This is a genomic window from Providencia sp. NPDC089933 (assembly GCF_049545585.1).
In the GTDB taxonomy this organism is placed as follows: Bacteria; Pseudomonadota; Gammaproteobacteria; order Enterobacterales; family Enterobacteriaceae; genus Providencia; species Providencia huashanensis.
On record NZ_JBMWDT010000014.1, the window covers coordinates 1 to 16,901 of the forward strand.

At 36.8% G+C, this 16,901-nt stretch carries 19 protein-coding genes; 5 read left to right on the forward strand and 14 right to left on the reverse strand.

Annotation, left to right across the window (positions count from 1 at the left end; genetic code table 11):
• From ACPEH5_RS17790 to cpxR, 12 genes are all read right to left on the reverse strand, one after another.
• The coding region (locus tag ACPEH5_RS17790) for a hypothetical protein (protein WP_349488890.1) at window positions 1-96 on the reverse strand (96 nt) is incomplete at its 3' end.
• A gap of 32 nt (window positions 97-128) precedes the next feature.
• Window positions 129-1,364, reverse strand: coding sequence for an O-antigen ligase family protein (locus ACPEH5_RS17795; protein ID WP_144395995.1), 1,236 nt, complete (start codon window positions 1,362-1,364; stop codon window positions 129-131).
• A gap of 23 nt (window positions 1,365-1,387) precedes the next feature.
• On the reverse strand, window positions 1,388-2,152 hold the full coding sequence (locus tag ACPEH5_RS17800; protein WP_281111254.1) for a glycosyltransferase: 765 nt from the start codon (window positions 2,150-2,152) through the stop codon (window positions 1,388-1,390).
• A gap of 65 nt (window positions 2,153-2,217) precedes the next feature.
• Window positions 2,218-3,648, reverse strand: a complete 1,431-nt coding sequence (locus ACPEH5_RS17805) for a phosphomannomutase (protein WP_240133646.1) — start codon at window positions 3,646-3,648, stop codon at window positions 2,218-2,220.
• A gap of 19 nt (window positions 3,649-3,667) precedes the next feature.
• Complete coding sequence (locus ACPEH5_RS17810; protein WP_240133648.1) at window positions 3,668-5,083, reverse strand: mannose-1-phosphate guanylyltransferase/mannose-6-phosphate isomerase; 1,416 nt, start codon at window positions 5,081-5,083, stop codon at window positions 3,668-3,670.
• Window positions 5,084-5,089: 6 nt separating this feature from the next.
• Window positions 5,090-5,566: a GDP-mannose mannosyl hydrolase gene (locus ACPEH5_RS17815; RefSeq protein WP_144140853.1), complete on the reverse strand. Its 477-nt coding sequence runs from the start codon at window positions 5,564-5,566 to the stop codon at window positions 5,090-5,092.
• Window positions 5,567-5,580: 14 nt separating this feature from the next.
• Window positions 5,581-6,543 carry a GDP-L-fucose synthase gene (gene fcl / locus ACPEH5_RS17820; RefSeq protein WP_144140851.1) on the reverse strand — a complete coding sequence of 321 codons (963 nt, stop codon included), beginning with the start codon at window positions 6,541-6,543 and terminating at the stop codon, window positions 5,581-5,583.
• Window positions 6,544-6,553: 10 nt separating this feature from the next.
• On the reverse strand, window positions 6,554-7,660 hold the full coding sequence (gene gmd, locus ACPEH5_RS17825) for a GDP-mannose 4,6-dehydratase (protein ID WP_144140849.1): 1,107 nt from the start codon (window positions 7,658-7,660) through the stop codon (window positions 6,554-6,556).
• Complete coding sequence (locus ACPEH5_RS17830; protein WP_240133649.1) at window positions 7,660-8,457, reverse strand: alpha-1,2-fucosyltransferase; 798 nt, start codon at window positions 8,455-8,457, stop codon at window positions 7,660-7,662. The genes gmd and ACPEH5_RS17830 overlap by 1 nt, the downstream gene beginning before the upstream one ends.
• A 621-nt stretch (window positions 8,458-9,078) precedes the next feature.
• Window positions 9,079-10,518, reverse strand: coding sequence for a capsule assembly Wzi family protein (locus ACPEH5_RS17835; RefSeq protein WP_129467178.1), 1,440 nt, complete (start codon window positions 10,516-10,518; stop codon window positions 9,079-9,081).
• Between the two features lie 483 nt (window positions 10,519-11,001).
• Window positions 11,002-12,372 carry an envelope stress sensor histidine kinase CpxA gene (gene cpxA, locus ACPEH5_RS17840; RefSeq protein ID WP_042846694.1) on the reverse strand — a complete coding sequence of 457 codons (1,371 nt, stop codon included), beginning with the start codon at window positions 12,370-12,372 and terminating at the stop codon, window positions 11,002-11,004.
• Window positions 12,369-13,067, reverse strand: a complete 699-nt coding sequence (cpxR, locus tag ACPEH5_RS17845) for an envelope stress response regulator transcription factor CpxR (protein WP_042846693.1) — start codon at window positions 13,065-13,067, stop codon at window positions 12,369-12,371. The genes cpxA and cpxR overlap by 4 nt, the downstream gene beginning before the upstream one ends.
• Before the next feature lie 150 nt (window positions 13,068-13,217).
• On the opposite strand from cpxR, the gene ACPEH5_RS17850 reads away from it, so the two are divergent.
• Entirely contained in the window at window positions 13,218-13,787 is a 570-nt protein-coding gene (locus tag ACPEH5_RS17850) for a Spy/CpxP family protein refolding chaperone (protein WP_048605735.1), read from the forward strand.
• 256 nt (window positions 13,788-14,043) lie between these two features.
• On the opposite strand, the gene ACPEH5_RS17855 is transcribed toward ACPEH5_RS17850, so the two are convergent.
• A complete protein-coding gene (locus ACPEH5_RS17855) occupies window positions 14,044-15,015 on the reverse strand; it encodes a phage integrase (RefSeq protein WP_423727104.1) in 972 nt (323 codons plus the stop codon).
• A 66-nt stretch (window positions 15,016-15,081) separates the two neighbouring features.
• A complete protein-coding gene (locus ACPEH5_RS17860; RefSeq protein WP_423727105.1) occupies window positions 15,082-15,381 on the reverse strand; it encodes a helix-turn-helix domain-containing protein in 300 nt (99 codons plus the stop codon).
• A 108-nt stretch (window positions 15,382-15,489) separates the two neighbouring features.
• Here ACPEH5_RS17860 and ACPEH5_RS17865 point away from each other — a divergent pair, with 108 nt between their 5' ends.
• From ACPEH5_RS17865 to ACPEH5_RS17880, 4 genes are all read left to right on the forward strand, one after another.
• The gene (locus ACPEH5_RS17865) at window positions 15,490-15,771 is read left to right on the forward strand and encodes a Cox family DNA-binding protein (RefSeq protein ID WP_423727106.1); all 282 of its coding nucleotides are present in this window, start codon (window positions 15,490-15,492) and stop codon (window positions 15,769-15,771) included.
• Window positions 15,772-15,956: 185 nt separating this feature from the next.
• Entirely contained in the window at window positions 15,957-16,391 is a 435-nt protein-coding gene (locus ACPEH5_RS17870; RefSeq protein ID WP_423727107.1) for a DUF5347 family protein, read from the forward strand.
• 72 nt (window positions 16,392-16,463) lie between these two features.
• Window positions 16,464-16,685, forward strand: coding sequence for a hypothetical protein (locus tag ACPEH5_RS17875; protein ID WP_423727108.1), 222 nt, complete (start codon window positions 16,464-16,466; stop codon window positions 16,683-16,685).
• Window positions 16,678-16,899 carry a TraR/DksA C4-type zinc finger protein gene (locus tag ACPEH5_RS17880; protein ID WP_423727109.1) on the forward strand — a complete coding sequence of 74 codons (222 nt, stop codon included), beginning with the start codon at window positions 16,678-16,680 and terminating at the stop codon, window positions 16,897-16,899. Before ACPEH5_RS17875 ends, ACPEH5_RS17880 begins: the two co-directional genes overlap by 8 nt.
• The last annotated feature ends 2 nt before the right edge of the window (window positions 16,900-16,901 follow it).

The window sequence follows — 16,901 nt, forward strand, 5'->3', positions numbered from 1 at the left end:
AGGGATGATATCGACTGCAACCACTTCGTGATTTTGTGACAGTAACATGGCGTTAGATAGGCCGACGTAGCCGGTCCCTGCGATTGCTATTTTCATATTTAAAACTCGTTTAACTAAAATTTATAAAGTTATAGTGTGCTTTTTGTTTGTGTACCCTTAGAATCAAGGATATATGATATGTTTATACCTGCAAGTAGGAAGATCCAAGGGTATACATAGGAGCGAGAAAATAAACTAACAACAATAATATATAAAATAACACCAAATAAAGATGATAAAAGGTTTCTCTTTACTATTTGATATAGGGTAGTAAAGGAGTTAATAAGTATTATAACTACAAGAGCGAAAACAATTACCCCACCTTGTCTAAAAAATGATAGTATATTGTGCATATATCCACCCCATCTAGCCCCAAGTCCATCTCCTGCTATTTTTACTTGGCCTGCAAAGTCCCCGATGAATATGTTATTTGAGATTGCGTTTAGCCCAATGTTTAGCATGTTCCTTCTTCCAGAGATGGATGTGTCTTCTTCACTTATTGAAAAAAGCCTAGAAGAATATCCAGTCGCGGTATCTTGAAGATAAAAATAAATTAATGATAAGCCAAAGAAACAAATTATGAAGATAATTATATTACTAGGTTTTGATTTGATGGATAAAATTTCTGAAAAAGTAATAGCTAAAGTGAACGCAATCAAAGCAGTTCTTGATGAGATAAAGAATAAACATAAAATAGAAATGAAAACATATAATAAAAAAGATAATTTAGATAGTTTTCTAAAGTAAAAATATAATGATAAGCTTAATATTGCATAGCAATCAGACATGGCTAATGTAAATGATCTATCACTGGGGTTTTGCATTTCTGAAAAGTTTAAAGACCAATATGTATAGTTGGTATTAATTAGTATGAAAATAGAACTAATAAACCAAAATATAGCTATTTTTTTCCCTTTGTCATTTAAAAACATAGTGTAGTGAATGCCAATACATAGCATAGCGCCGTAGGAAATTATTACAGGTATATTATACTTAATACTAGATACTTTATCCGGATTATCTATACTGGTATATCCTGATATGTCATAGTGATAAATTATTTGTATGATAAATATGAGTATAATAAGGTTAGCCACTGAGAATATCAGTAATCCTTTTTTCCCTGAATGATTGCTTAGTGTTAAGTAATATTGAAAGAAAAAAATATAATATATAAATGACAAGGTATATGCAGTACCTCTAGAGTATTTTAAATAAGATATTATCGTGTAATCAAAAGCAGATGCTATATTGCCAATTATAGATAGAGGGAAAATCATTAAAAAAAATGAAAAGATTAATGTTTTCCTGTTGATAGTAGTCAATTTTAAGTTGTCTCCTAAAGAAATTAAAATGATTTTAACTTCATTTTAATTAATCTAAGTATATTGAAAATATATTGATAAAAATTCATTTTATTTTTATGCTTTTTTATAAACAATATTAGGCCGGAAACTCTTTTTTTGGAAACTCTATCTATATTTTCATCTACATATGAAATGTATAATATTTCATTCAACTTAAAAGCATCACCATATTTTTCTATTATTCTTACCCACATATCATGATCTTGTGATGCTGGTAGTTTTTCATCAAATAATCCTGAGTTTATTAAATTTTCTTTTGTTACTAAAACTTGAGCACCAACCTTATTTGTTTTTAATATAGTGCTAAGTGTGATTCTACTATTTGTATGCTTTTCATTTAGTATCTTGCCTGTGGTTAAGTTGATGATTTTTGAATAACTACAAACTAATGATGGTGGTTTTTTAAATGACTGGTAGAATTCAAACAGCTTCCATATTCTGTCTGGTGTAAACTCATCATCGTCATCAAGACCACAAATATATACACCTTTGGCAGCTCTTATTCCTTCGTTTCTAGAAAAGCAAGCACCTTTATTTTCTGTATTTCTTATTACAATAATATCAAAGTCTAATTTTTTCATTAAACTAGTTAAAATATTAAAATTTTCAAGAGTTGAGTTATCATCTATAACGATTATTTCAATGTTTCTGTATGTTTGGTTAATTACAGAATTAATAGCATTAATAACATGGTTAGGTCTATTGTAAGTTGTTATGATGACACTAATTAATGGTCGAGTGTTCATATGATAATATTTACCAATTGTTATAAAAAAATATAGTTATAGTATAATTCGAGATAATGAAGAACTTACGAAATAGCTACCGTTTCAGAGTAGGTTAATGAAGCTAATGCAATGGCTTTTGCTATATCTTCACTGTGTGCTTCTACATAGCATCTCATTTCTGGAGCATTTCCCGATGCTCTGAAATGAATGATAACATTATTAGTTAATGTTAATCTTACTCCATCCAATGTGTTTAACCTCACTATTTTTTCATCAGAAAATCCAAGATAGTTTAATAAATCTTGAGGTTCGTTTTTAATTCTTGAAACAAGTAATTTACTTTTTTCAACTGCGAAATTTTGTATTCTATTGCTAAAAGTAATACGTTGTGGTAATTCGTTCACTAATTTAGCGATGCTTTTTCCTTTTGTTGCAGATAGTAACATCAAAAATGGCAATACTGCATCTCGGGTTGGTAGTGCAGATAGTTGTTTGCCATTTATCTCAATATTAGAACCAAGTAGAAAACCACCGTTAGCTTCAAACCCTGCAATTTTCTTATAGTCTTTAGTTAAATGGGTAAATGCTTCAATGACATAGGGTGAACCAATTTTAGTTTGTTTTACGCACTTAAAAGCTTTATGAGACGAAATGATAGTATTACAGCTAATAGGAACTGCTAGTGCTTCTATGTTCATCTCTAATGCACACAACAAACCTAATATATCTCCTCGCAACCACTCACCCTTTTCATCAGCTACAAGTGGGCGATCTCCATCTCCATCAGTAGAAAAAATAGCATCAAGTTTGTGTAGCTTTGACCAATTTCTTGCTTTTACCTTGTCTTCTTCAGAGACAGCTTCTGTATCAATAGGAACAAATTGATCACTACGTTCTAGAGAAATAACTTCAGCCCCAAGTTTTTTGAACAAAATAGGATATATATCGCGCCCTGCGCTTGAATGTTCATAAATACCAATACGTTTACCATCTAATAGATTTTCATCAAATATAGATAAGTAACGATTGAGATATTCTTCAGTCGCTGATGTATTTATTAATAGGGGCTGTGGTGCTATATCGGAGACTTCAAATTGAAAGTTGTTATTTAAAATAGCCACTTCATCAACTTTAGAGATTTCACCATCGGGACGATAAAATTTTAATCCATTTCTATCAAAAGGAATATGACTACCCGTTACCATGATGCAAGGAATATTATTTTTCATTGCAGTATATGCAAGGGCCGGTGTTGGAATTACGCCATAATATAGAGGCTCTATTCCTTGTTGCTTTATTGCCTCTATACAAGCAATCGCAATAAATTCACTACTTGGGCGATTATCTATGGCGATGGCTATTTGGTCAAAATCAAATTTATTTTTGATACTATTAATAAATGCATGGGTAAATGCAGCACAGGATTTCTTAGTAAATTGGGTCACTAAACCGCGTGCACCACTAGTGCCAAATTGAATTTTTGAATTTTTGATTATATCGGAGCTATTCATCATGATTATTAAAGCCATATTTTTAGGAACGATTAATATTATTGTTATATTCTTCTATCCTAATAATATCGTCCTCTTGTAAATAGTTGCCTGAACGAACTTCTATTAAATGTAAATCAATTTTGCCTGGATTTTCGATTCTATGTGGGGAACCTATAGGAATATAGGTTGATTCATTTTCACTAAGTATAAATGTTTTATCACCATTGGTTACTTTTGCTGTACCTTGAACAACAATCCAGTGTTCAGCACGATGATAATGCATTTGTAATGCTGTTTTTTCACCGGGTTTTACTTTTAGGTGTTTAACGTGAAAGCGTTGACCTTCAGCAATATCGTCATGAGTTCCCCAAGGACGGTAGGCTTCGCGGTGCTGTTCACACTCAGAACGGCCTGCATCTTTCAACTGTGTAACAATACTTTTTACATCTTGAACATTGTTTTTATTAGCAACTAGCACTGCATCTTTAGTTTCGATTATGACTAAATTATCAATACCTACAGTAGATACGAGTTTGTTTTGAGCGTAAATATAACTATTTGTTGTACTTTCAGTTAGAACATCACCAATAATTACATTAGATTGAACATCTTTAGGAGATACTTCCCAAAGTGAACTGAAGGAGCCAACATCACTCCAGCCTGCATCCATTGGAACAACTTGAACATTGCTGGCTTTTTCCATAACAGCATAATCTATTGAATTATCAGGGCATGAATTAAAAATATTAGATTGTATACGAATAAAATCTAAATCATTTTGTGATTGATTGATTGCTTGCTCGCATATATTTAAAATTTCTGGGCAGTGCGTCTTTAATTCATTCAGATAGCAGGATGCTTTAAAGAGAAACATACCGCTATTCCATAGATATTCACCGCTTGAAAGGTAGTTTTCAGCTGTAACTAAATCTGGTTTTTCAATGAAGCGTGCGACTTGATAAGTTGCACTACCGGTTGGGGGGCCTTTTTTAATATAACCATACCCAGTTTCAGGTGTTGTCGGAACAATACCAAAAGTAATTAAAGCACCTTTTTCAGCAGCTTCAATAGCTTTTTCAATAGAATGAGTAAACCCTGCTTGGTTTTGTATGACATGATCTGCAGCTAAAACCAATAATAAAGGGTCGTTTCCATTTTGTATTGCCTTAATAGCGGCTAGTGCTATGGCAGGAGCTGTATTACGGCCAATAGGTTCTAAGATGATGCCACTGTGTTTTACATTCTCTTGTCGCAATTGCTCTGCAACAATGAAGCGATGTTCTTCGTTACAGATAAATACAGCGGGTTGATGTTGTAGTGTTTTTAACCGCGCAACGGTTTCTTGCAACATAGTTTTTTTACTAGTTAGGCTGATAAACTGTTTTGGATATAGGCTACGAGAAAGAGGCCATAAACGACTACCTGAGCCTCCCGCCATAATAACAGGCAATAACATGATAATTTACCGTAGACTTAGATGATTATTGATAAAATAGGCTTTTGTATTATCGTGAACTTCGGAAGAATTAAGAAGTTCATCAATATTCCACCATTGATAATTTCTATGTTGTTCCAAAGGTAATTTATTTAGGTCAAGATCTTCTTTTATGAAATATCCTAAAACGACATAATGGGTTGAGAAATTATCATCAGAAAAATTATCCTGATAAAGATGTTGGTAATGGCCAATAAATTTTGAGTTATTAATATTGTAGTTTATACCAAGCTCATTGATCGTTAAACGTTGAAACGCGATGTCAAATGTTTCATCCTTGCAAATACGCCCACCTGGTACAAACCAATAACCTTGAGCGGGACGATTGTTACGTTGTCCTAACAATGCTTGGTTTTTTGAATTACAAATGACCAGATCAATAGAAACTAAAGGGGTAGATGCAACGATAGTTTTGAACGTGTCTAATGATAATCGTTGCGCCATATTTATTTAGCCCGTTATTTACGAAAATTATGTTGATTTTTTAGGAACCACTGATAAGTTTGACTCAATCCATCCTTAAGACTGACTGAATATGTCCAGCCTAGATTCTTTAAGCGAGATACATCCATTAACTTTCTTGGAGTTCCATCAGGCTTAGTGCTATCGAACGATACTCTTCCCTTAAAGCCAACAACGTTAGCCATAGTTTCAGCCATTTCACGAATCGTGCAGTCTACACCTGTACCCACATTAATATGGGATAACATTGGTTGGGTGTTTGCTTGGTATGTTTCTTTGTTTAATTCCATAACATAGACCGAGGCCGCAGCCATATCATCGACATAAAGAAACTCACGCATAGGTGTTCCTGTGCCCCAAACAACAACTTCTTCGTCATTATTCAGTTTAGCTTCATGGAAGCGGCGCATTAACGCAGGAATAACATGTGAGTTTTCTGGGTGAAAATTATCGTTTTCACCATATAAGTTGGTTGGCATCACGCTACGATAATCACGTCCGTATTGTCGGTTATATGATTCACAAAGTTTGATACCAGCAATTTTTGCAATTGCATAAGGTTCATTGGTTGATTCAAGAATACCCGTTAACAGTGCATCTTCAGACATCGGTTGTGTTGCTAACTTTGGATAAATACAAGATGAACCTAAAAACAGTAAATGTTGAACATTATGTTTATGAGCAGAATGAATAATGTTGCATTCCATTATTAAATTTTCATAAATGAAATCTGCTGGATAGGTATTATTTGCGTGGATGCCACCAACTTTGGCAGCTGCTAAATAGACTTCGTCAATTTTGTTTTGTTCGAAGAAACTATCAACAGCCATTTGGTTTGTGAGATCCAACTCGTGGCGTGATTTTGTTATTAATTCAATGTCGTTACGATTTTGTAATTGTCTAATTATTGCTGAGCCAACCATGCCATTATGGCCAGCAACAAAAACTCTTTTTTTCACGGAGTGATCCTTAATTCTCTAAAGAAATAGCAACATCAAACCCATTTGATTTAAGTAAAGCATGTTGTTTTGCTTTTTCTATATCAGATGCAACCATTTCTGAGCACATTTCTTCCACTGTGATTTCCGGTACCCAACCTAATTTTTCTTTTGCTTTAGAAGGATCACCTAGAAGGGTTTCAACTTCTGCTGGACGGAAGAATTTGGGACTAACACGAACTATGATATCACCGATATTTACATTTGGTGCCAGTGTATTATTTACGCTAGTAACGGTTGCAATTTCCTCTACACCAGCCCCGCTAAATGAGAGCTCAATTCCTGCCTCTTTAGCAGACATACGTACAAATTCACGTACGGAAATTTGTTTGCCTGTAGCAATAACAAAATCATCAGCATGTTCTTGCTGTAACATCATCCATTGCATACGAACGTAATCCTTAGCATGACCCCAGTCACGTAATGCATCCATATTACCTAAATATAAACACTGTTCTAAGCCTTGTGAAATATTAGCAATGGTACGAGTTATTTTGCGAGTGACAAAAGTTTCGCCACGACGAGGGGACTCGTGGTTAAATAAAGTACCATTACATGCATACATGCCATATGACTCACGGTAATTTACTGTGATCCAGTAAGCATACATTTTCGCTACAGCGTATGGTGAGCGAGGATGGAAAGGTGTGGTTTCTTTCTGTGGTATTTCCTGAACTTCTCCATAAAGTTCTGATGTTGATGCTTGATAAAAACGGGTTTTCTTTTCTAGGCCGTTAATACGAATAGCTTCTAATAAACGTAGTGTTCCGATAGCATCGACATCAGCAGTATATTCAGGGGATTCAAAAGAGACAGCCACATGTGACATTGCGCCTAGGTTATAAATCTCATCTGGTTGAATTTCTTTTACTAAACGGATTAAGTTTGAAGTGTCAGTTAAATCACCATAGTGTAATTTAATTTTATCGCTATTATTAACGACAGCGTCAATTCTTTCCGTATTGAAAGAAGAGGCTCTACGAATTAAACCATGAACTTCGTAGCCTTTTTCTAATAGAAATTCTGCCAGATAAGAGCCATCTTGGCCTGTGATACCGGTAATTAGTGCAGTTTTCATTAGTGACTCCTAATTTTTTGTTGTAACTTATTTAGTAATGGATAATTCCAAGGAGTTTCAGGAGCAATTGTGCAGGGATAAATTAGATTTTTCACTGGATTTACCTGACTAGCCCAATAAGAAAAGGTGGAGTTGGAAATAATTAAATTAGTTGCATTAGCCATTAATAAAAAGTCATCCAGCATACTTATCCCTGCTGATAAGGTTATTTCAAAATCAGACGGTAGATTTTTTTTCAATTTCTTCAAGTAATCCGGTGTGTCTGTGACTAAAATGATTTCTTTTATATTTAAAGTTTGTATAGCTGTTAAATAATAATCATCTTTTATTCTTATTTCTGGAGGGAAGTCTCCTAATCGGGCATGTAGTATAACTTTATTTTTAATATTTTCATATGTTGATTCGTTATGGAATTTATCTTTCAGCAATGTGATTAAGTTTTTATTTAAAACAACATTTTTTTGCCAATATCCAATAGCAAACCCAAATAATCTACTTGGTTTATTACAATCTTGAAAATCAAAAATTTTTAATTGTTTTAAAGTGAAAATGAAAAATAATACTATATATCCCATTAGCGATATTTTTTTTTCAATTCTAAATTGAGTGCATATATCTTCTGTCATTTTGGAAGGATGTATGCTCCACTTGAGTATCTTGGAAATAAAACTTTTTCTTAATAGTCTAGTATTTATTATTACATCATAACCATTCTCTTTAAGCTCGAAAGCTCGATTTAATTGAAAGAGATTATTTCCAAAACCACCAATTAAAAAAATAGTTTCTTTTTTTCTCAATTTGTCCTCACTGTTTAGTGATGTCTTTCACAATAACACCCATAGCTACCGCACTGGGTTGTCGGGTCCCAGAGCACCATTGAAATTGTAAATGCATACTTATCAATTGAAAACGTTACATTTTTTGCTAACCTGTTCAATTGATAAGCACTGCTTATCGTTTTTTGACCGACCAAGGGTATGCTTCGAGCCCTGTCCGGTCAAGTAAAAGCGCCTAATAATACCACTAAATATATATAGTGACTATCATTGTGATAGCCTTAGAGAATAGTCCTAACAGGTGTATCTATTGAATAAGTTATTTTAAATTATTAGGTTATAATTCCATTATCACATTCTGAGCACGATTAAATATTTTAGTTAGGTTACTCCTTATATATCATTGCTTTCGATATGTAACAAATTAATTTACAATGGAAATATATCTAAAATTATCCAAATTAAGAGTGTTAACAGATGAATAGTATGGGTAATTGATTATATTAATTAACTGAATGGTTAGATAACATCTAAGAAGTTAATGTATATTTGTTTGAAAATAGAAATATTCAACATATAAAAAAACGGGTTATGTATAAAACATAACCCGTTTAAAAGAAAGTTACGCGAAATAGGCGTGTTTTACCATTTAAACGGCACGTTTACCGTAACAGCGGCACCTAGGTCATTACGAGTTTCATAATCTGTTTTAGAAACCCACACTTTGGCATCTGTGCTGATATCATTCTCAAAGTTATGCCACCAACCTAAGTCTGCACCTTTGATAGTTTCTGATTTAGGGAACAGTTTATTACCATCGAAATTAGATTTATTCACCTTCGCATACATTAGGCGGGTGCTAACACGGTTATCATCATCAAGGGTATATTCCACTTTGGTGGTGAGCATACGGCCGTCACCGCCCATCGCGTGGCCCAGTGATGCACCTTGTTGGTAATAACCATTTTTATAAATAAAGTGGCGGTACATTACGCCGTCTTTATCCCACTCTGTATGGGTATTGGCGCCTTCAATGTACCAATTTAATGGTTGGCCCCATAGGGTGTGGTAGCCCTCAATACCGCCCATAAAGGCATTTTTCGATGGGAAAAGGTTAGCTTCATCTTCACCGACCATTTGCCCGTAAACGCTGACAGGGAGGTCAATTAATGGGTAAAGTTTTAGTTTAAAGTCTAAACCAGCTAATTGGTTACCGGGGTCATCATTATAGTCGCCAGTATTATCCCTACCACCCATAGCGTTCCAGAACGAGTTCCAATTGTTAGGGCGGCCATCGCCTCCCCACATCACGACGCGTGAACCGCCGAGTTCAAAGAAATCAGTAGGGTTCATGGTCATACGCAAACCAATCAGTTTGGTATTGGGTTGGGAAGAGTATTGCTTAATTTGCCCAGCGGTTAATTGATATTGCCATGAACCAATCCAAGAAAGCCATGGGGTTTCAAATGGGCTTTGGTCAGCACGTTGCAGCAAAAAGCCCGTGACAGGGCGAGCGGCATCGGTACGAATTAAGCTACCATCATGACCCGGCCCCCACCATTGAGGGATCTCACCAAAGGTGACCCACTGGTTCCAAATTTTTACGCCACCATAAGAGCCATTCAGGTTATAGTCTGAACCGTTTTCAACACGTAGGGCGCGTTCACCGTTGGCGGTGAGGTTTAAATCTACATCGTCAGTGCTATAGTTGCCGGAAACGGTATAACGGATGTCGCTATATTCGCTTTGTGCAAAGCCTTGCGGCATAGAATTGTGGCTAGATGCAAAGTGCGTTTCCAACTGAACACTGTTTTTAGTGCGGTTTAGGTTCTTTTTAATACGTTGAATAATCGCTTCTTGTTCGCTGTTAGTAATATTCGCATTATTTAAAGAACGTGTAATTTCTTCTTGGGATAGTGGCCAAGTTGATAAACTAATCTGAATAACGTTACGCTCTGAAAGCCAAGCCAAATCACTACGTAAATTGTTATCCGGTAGTACTAATCCCCCCGCAATGCTGTGTGTACTTATGGCACTCAGTACAGCAAGCATAGCCAGCTTGGTGAGCTTGAATTTTTTCATTGATAAATCCATTTGAAGTTGAGTTCGCCTAATATTGAACAGGTTAATAAATAAGAACCAATAAATTAAATCGATTTAAAACGTGATTAGTATCAGCACATATTATAAGTATCTTAATTTGAAGCGAGTTGGGCTTCTGTGCCTTCTTGCCGCTCTATTAAACACCACGCGTAAATCACGTAAAATAGAATATCAGATTAATATATTAGGCATAGGAAGTAATAACACATTAAGATATATAGCGATATACATTACTGCGATTTTATATCTCTAAAATATTCCTTATTTCTCAATAATATTCTTTAATTTCTGTATTTTTTTAGATAAAAAGCATTTTATATTGGTGACGTGTTTAGGGATTGTTGCTTTTGCATCCAATATAAGAATATTCCATAATAGTTTTTGAGTACATGTTTTGTGAGTAGAAATAAAAAAGCCCTCTATTTAAAATAGAAGGCTTTAAGGTTCAAACTAAGCGTTAGGTTAACGGCCGTGTTCAGGTAACCAAATTTGTAACCTTAAACCACCAAGTGGGCTATCATCGGCTTTCACCCAACCTTTGTGTTGTGTTATGGCTGTTTCAACAATAGCAAGGCCTAACCCAGTACCACCAGTTTCCCTGTCCCTAGCTTCATCCGTGCGGTAGAACGGGCGGAAAATATGTTCACGGTCAGCAGGGCTAACACCGGGGCCGTCATCATCTACAGTGATCAGAATACCGTTGTTTTCTTCTTTAAAATCAACAGCAATATGGGTGTTTGAGTAACGCAAAGCATTACGCACGATATTTTCAAATGCACTACCCACCGCGGAAGGGTTACAGTACAACGGCCAAGGGCCTGGATGAGAAGTTACATCAAGCGTTTTGTTCATTTGTTCCGCTTCGAAACTTGCGTCATCTAAAATATCACCCCAAAGTTCATCTGCCTTGATGTTTTCACGGAGGATTTCGTTTTTGTGCTGGCTACGGGACAGAACAAGCAAGTCATTGATCATGCTGTCCAAACGGTGCGTTTCTGTTTCGATGCGTTCAAGTTCTTTACTTTCACCATGGCGACGACGCAGTAATGCGGTTGCCAATTGTAACCGTGTCAGCGGAGTGCGTAATTCATGGGAGATATCAGAAATTAAACGTTGTTGAGCACTAACCATGCCATCAAGAGCGCTGATCATCTGGTTAAAGCTGTTCCCCGCAGAAAGGAACTCTTGTGGACCGGCTTCCAGCTCAGGGTGGGGCCGCAAGTTCCCTTTGGCAACGTCATCTGCCGCCATTTTTAATTTACGGGCAGGGCGTGCGAGGCTCCAAGATAGCCATAATAAGAGCGGAGCACTGATTAGCATTGTGGCAATCAGTAATAAGAATGGCCTATCAAATAATAAGTTAATAAAGTCAGATTGCGGGCTGCTAGATGGGCGAACTAAGTACAGTTGATAGTGGTCTTCTCCATCACGGATAGAAAAAGGCCCTAAAATTTCAGCGCGACCGTATTTTTTCTTTTTGGGGTGATCGGCGTTATCTGATTGCCCAATGAAGTTACGAATAACTTGCATTTCACTTGGCATTGCACCGATAACACGACCTTCGCTGGTGACGATAATCAACCGTTGCCCAGGCGGTGCCCATTTTTTGATGGCATTAGAGATGCGACGCCACCAAAGTAAGTCATTCATTGGAGCTTGCGCAAGTTCTGCTTCTATATGCTGCTCAAGCATTTCCCCTTGGCGTTGTTCACTTTCCATAAGGACGGTGATTTGCCGAGAATCGAGCTTGGGCACCATCAGCACTAGCATTAATACTAGTGCGAGGGTGAACCAGAAAATCGCAAAGATCCTGGCGGTTAAGCTGTTGATCATGTGGCAGAAACCATTAAGTACCCTCGACCGCGCAAGGTTTTAAACCATGGCTGGCCATCAGTACGTTCAGGAAGTTTACGACGTAGGTTTGAAATATGCATATCGATTGCACGGTCAAACGGTGTTAAGCGTTTCCCGAGAACTTCTTGGCTAAGATGCTCACGAGACACTACTTGGCCTAAATGCTGTGCAAGCAGATATAACAAAGTAAATTCAGTCCCTGTTAAGTCCAAAATTTCGTTATCAAAGCTAGCTTCTTGGCGACCAGGGTTAAGCTGCAGCTTATCAACTTGCAAGACAGGGGTATTGCTGTTGTCGCCTTGCGTTTGTTCGCTCCAGTTTGAGCGACGTAATAAAGCACGAATGCGGGCAACCAGTTCGCGGTCATTGAATGGTTTTGGTAAGTAATCGTCTGCACCTAATTCTAAGCCCAGTACTTTATCTAGTTCACTGCCGCGGGCAGTTAACATGATCACCGGCGTTTGGTGTATTTGACGCAGTTCTTTTAATGTCTCAATACCATTTTTTTTCGGCATCATGACATCAAGTAAGAGTAGATCAATGGATGAGTCAATTTGTTGTAATGCTTGTTCACCATCATAAGCGATGACAACATTGAAGCCTTCCATTTCTAGCAGTTCTTTTAATAGCGACGTGAGTTCACGGTCGTCATCAACTAATAGGATTTTATGCATTTTATATGTCCTCCAACTGCCAAAATACGATAACAATCTTTACGATTCCATCACTTTACGTTCTTTTACATGCTCTGACGCTAGTTTGCAGCCACAGGTGTATATTCATTCACATTGAATCACGAGCACAGTTCATAGACAAGGAACCAAATGCTGAGAACAACACATAGCAAAGTACATAATACAGTACATAAAACCGCAATGTTAGTTTTAGCTTCTGCATTTGTGTTTGGCCCAACAGTTGCTTTTGCAGAAGTTTCGCAAAGTGCGGCAAATGAAAGTTCGGCACCTTTGATGCTACAAATGCAATCTGAGCAAACTTCATCAACAGGGCATGCCGTTGTGCCATTTCAGCATCATGAAATGTTTAGCAGTGAAGAACGCGCCAGCACCTTTATGTTTAATGGTATCACGTTAAATGAGAAACAACGTCAGCAATTACGTGATTTAATGGCAACGCAGCGTCATTATCATGTTGATAACACGGCTTCCATTCGTGAACGTGAAGCACTGCACAAATTAATTATAGCGGATAGCTTTGATGGCAAAGCGGTTCGCGAGCAACTTGAAAAACGAATGCAAAGAGAACTGGAACAACGTGTTGAAATGGCACGAATTCATCATGAATTATACCAGTTGTTAACGCCAGAACAGAAAGCAGAACTTGAGCAAATTCACCAACACAAGATGGCTGAATACCAAGCGATGCAGTTTCAGTAAGTATCGTAGTAATGCAAGTTAGTTAGTTTTATATTTTGAGTTTTTATGTAAGTAGTGAAGTAGCAATAAGTGAAGTTTTTCCTTGCCATAGACACCATCCCTGTCTTTATAGCCCCTTTTTAAGGGGCTTTTTTTTATTACAAAACAAATAATTCCTTTATTTATCAATGCAATAATTTTTTGCTAGGCATCCAGAAATGTTTTGAAAAGTCACAAGTGTGGACAATCCGTGGACACTCTGGACGCCTACAGAGGCTTAAATACTAATTTTCCCATTTAATGGGTTTAGCGTGATAGCAAACTGCAAATAATCAGGGGCTAAGTGGGCATAAGCCATCGTTTGCTGAATATTGGCGTGACCTAATATTTGTTGTAACGCAACAATATTTCCGCCATTCATCATAAAGTGGCTAGCAAAAGTATGCCTGAGAACATGGGTAGCTTGCCCTTCTGGCAAATCAGGTTTTACAGCTTTTAACTTTAACCTGAAACTTTCGTAATCAACATCAAACAATAAACCTGTTTGTTTAGTTTTGATTTCCTTTTCTAGTTCATCAGAAATAGGAACTATACGAGATTTCCCATTTTTAGTTTTTAGAAAAGTAACTCGCCCATTTTTTACTTGTTTGCTTTGTAGTGTTACTGCTTCTCCCCACCTTGCGCCAGTACTCATGCAAAATACGGCAATTTTCTTTTCTTCTGATGATAATTGAGCTAGTAATTTGCTAATTTCATCATGAGTTAAGAATGTCATTTCAGGAGGCGTTTCTTTCAGTGGCGGTAAGCCTTTAAGTGGGTTATCAGCATTGAAGACTTCAAGTTTTTTGAGTGTAGAAATCATGCCTGATAAACGGTACATGTCGCGATTGATAGTCGCTGCACTTGTTCCACTTAGTAACCTATCACTACGATGCTCAAGTAATACTTGTTTATTCAATCGATTAATAGCAGGGTCACCGAGAAACTTAATTGTTTTATTAAGTTGCCTTTTCTCTATTGAGCCATTCTCGGTTGTTTGCCCATAATAAAGCCACCAAAGTTCTAGTAGATCGCTTAAAAGCCGCCTATCTGCTTTTGTTCCTGCTTTTTTTGCATTCGCCATTGTGTAACGTTCAAAGGCAACAGCTTCTGCTTTTCTGTCAAATGCTCTTCGGATTCGATTTCCTTTTCGTCCAAGAGGTCTAATGTCCACCATATAACGACCATCATCGAGTTTTTTAATAGGCATGATTAGCCTCCTCGATATGGCAAAGCGATTGATATTCAATCCAATTTATAAACTCATAATGTAGGTCTAGCCAATTTTCTGCTCTGAGTGGGGTAATGCTGCCCTTTCTTGCCCATCAGGGGAGAGAGTTGGACTAATTTGCCCAAGAGCTTCATTTGTTTTTCCTATCGTTAGCCATAGTGCATATTTTTCAAATCTTTCAACTTGTATAACAGATTCCATTATTGCCGCTCTAGCCGGCTGCTGACCCGTTTCATAATTTTTTACAGTGCTAAGAGATATATTCACTAAATCGGCAAATTGTTGCTGAGTGAATCCCTCAGCTTTACGTATACACAGAAGTTTCTTTGAGTAATCTATTGACATGGTATTAATCCAAGGACTATATTAGTCCTAATTTAAGTACTTGTTAATTGTGAAAAGCCTATAGAGGCTTACTAAAGCCTCCACAAGCAACCAAGGAGATTATGCCACATGTTGGAGAAGAACAAAGACGGGTATATGCAGGTTTACTATCCAGTGGATGCCGTGCCTTATCAAAAATTCGCAGAATTGGTTGGTAAAACAGAATCAGCAGTAAGCAATATGGTTAATAAAAACAAGCTTCCGTTAATACCTTGGCAAGATCCAGAAAAGCCAGGAGCACGTGCAGAGAACTGGATTTACATCCCTGAATTTAACCGTGCTATGCGTGACGCATTTTTAAATCGACCAAAAGAACAGCGTGATGCGTGGTTGTTATGGGTGGGGCTGTAGTATGCAAATATTACAGATTAAATCTCATTGCTTTATTTATCGTGGTTTCACAATTAAAAAAATACCACGTAATAAGCTGCGCCAAATAACGAGATATCAAGTTTCACAGAATGAACAATCATTCGGGTTATTTGATGCAATGGCAGAAGCAACAAGATATATAGATAAACTTTACGGGGTTTAATATGGGTAACACGGCGATGAAAGAAATAGATAATAAAGGCGAGAAAGTAAATACAGCCGAGATTATTAGTTTTCAATCAAAGCTGATTGATGCCCCTAGCGTAAAAAGGAAGTCATACGAACGGTACTCTAATGATGGAGGAACACTCACAGAGCGCACGGCAGCATTGAACAAAGCAGCAGAGTTGAGAACTCAGTTACTACAATGCCGTAATGAAGAACCAACAAATCAACAATTATCAGGTTTCATAGATTATTTACGTAAACAAGATAAAAGAATATTAGATATGATCTTTCATCTTGCTAATTTAAGTGAAAAAAAAGAAATGAGATTTGATGATTTAATCACTAGCGAACAAAAACAGTTTATTAATGCACTTAATCAAATAAAGGCATTAAATGCATTGTTACCAACACATATAGTAATGCCAATCTAATTTAATTTAGTTATTAAAAATAATGACGTTTATTCGTCAGGGCTTTTTACAATCAAAATATAGGTAATGAACATGAGAGCATTTCCTGATCCAATATTTACTCCTGTAGCAGAAAACATAAAAGCTAACCGAGAAGATGAGCGTAAGTCGCTCATTGGTGGTTTTGCTGATCGCCAGCGTTCACTAGCTTACAAGGTTTTAAGTGAAAAACTGAGTTATGGAGAAATACATCAATTATTGATGAGTAAAGCTGACTATTTAGAGAACCAAGCAGCGGAGCTAAATCATGTCTAAAGAGATTGACCGCGCCAGTGACCACGAAATGTTAATCCGCGAACAACAAATAAAAGCGATTACTGACCGCCCGCGTGGCGTGTCTGCTTTCATTTGTGAATGTTGCGGAAAGCCAATCCCTGAAAATCGCCGAATTGCATCCATCGGTTGCACTTTATGTATTGACTGCCAAACGGTATCAGAGCTTAAAAGCAAACATTATCGGAGTGTGTGACG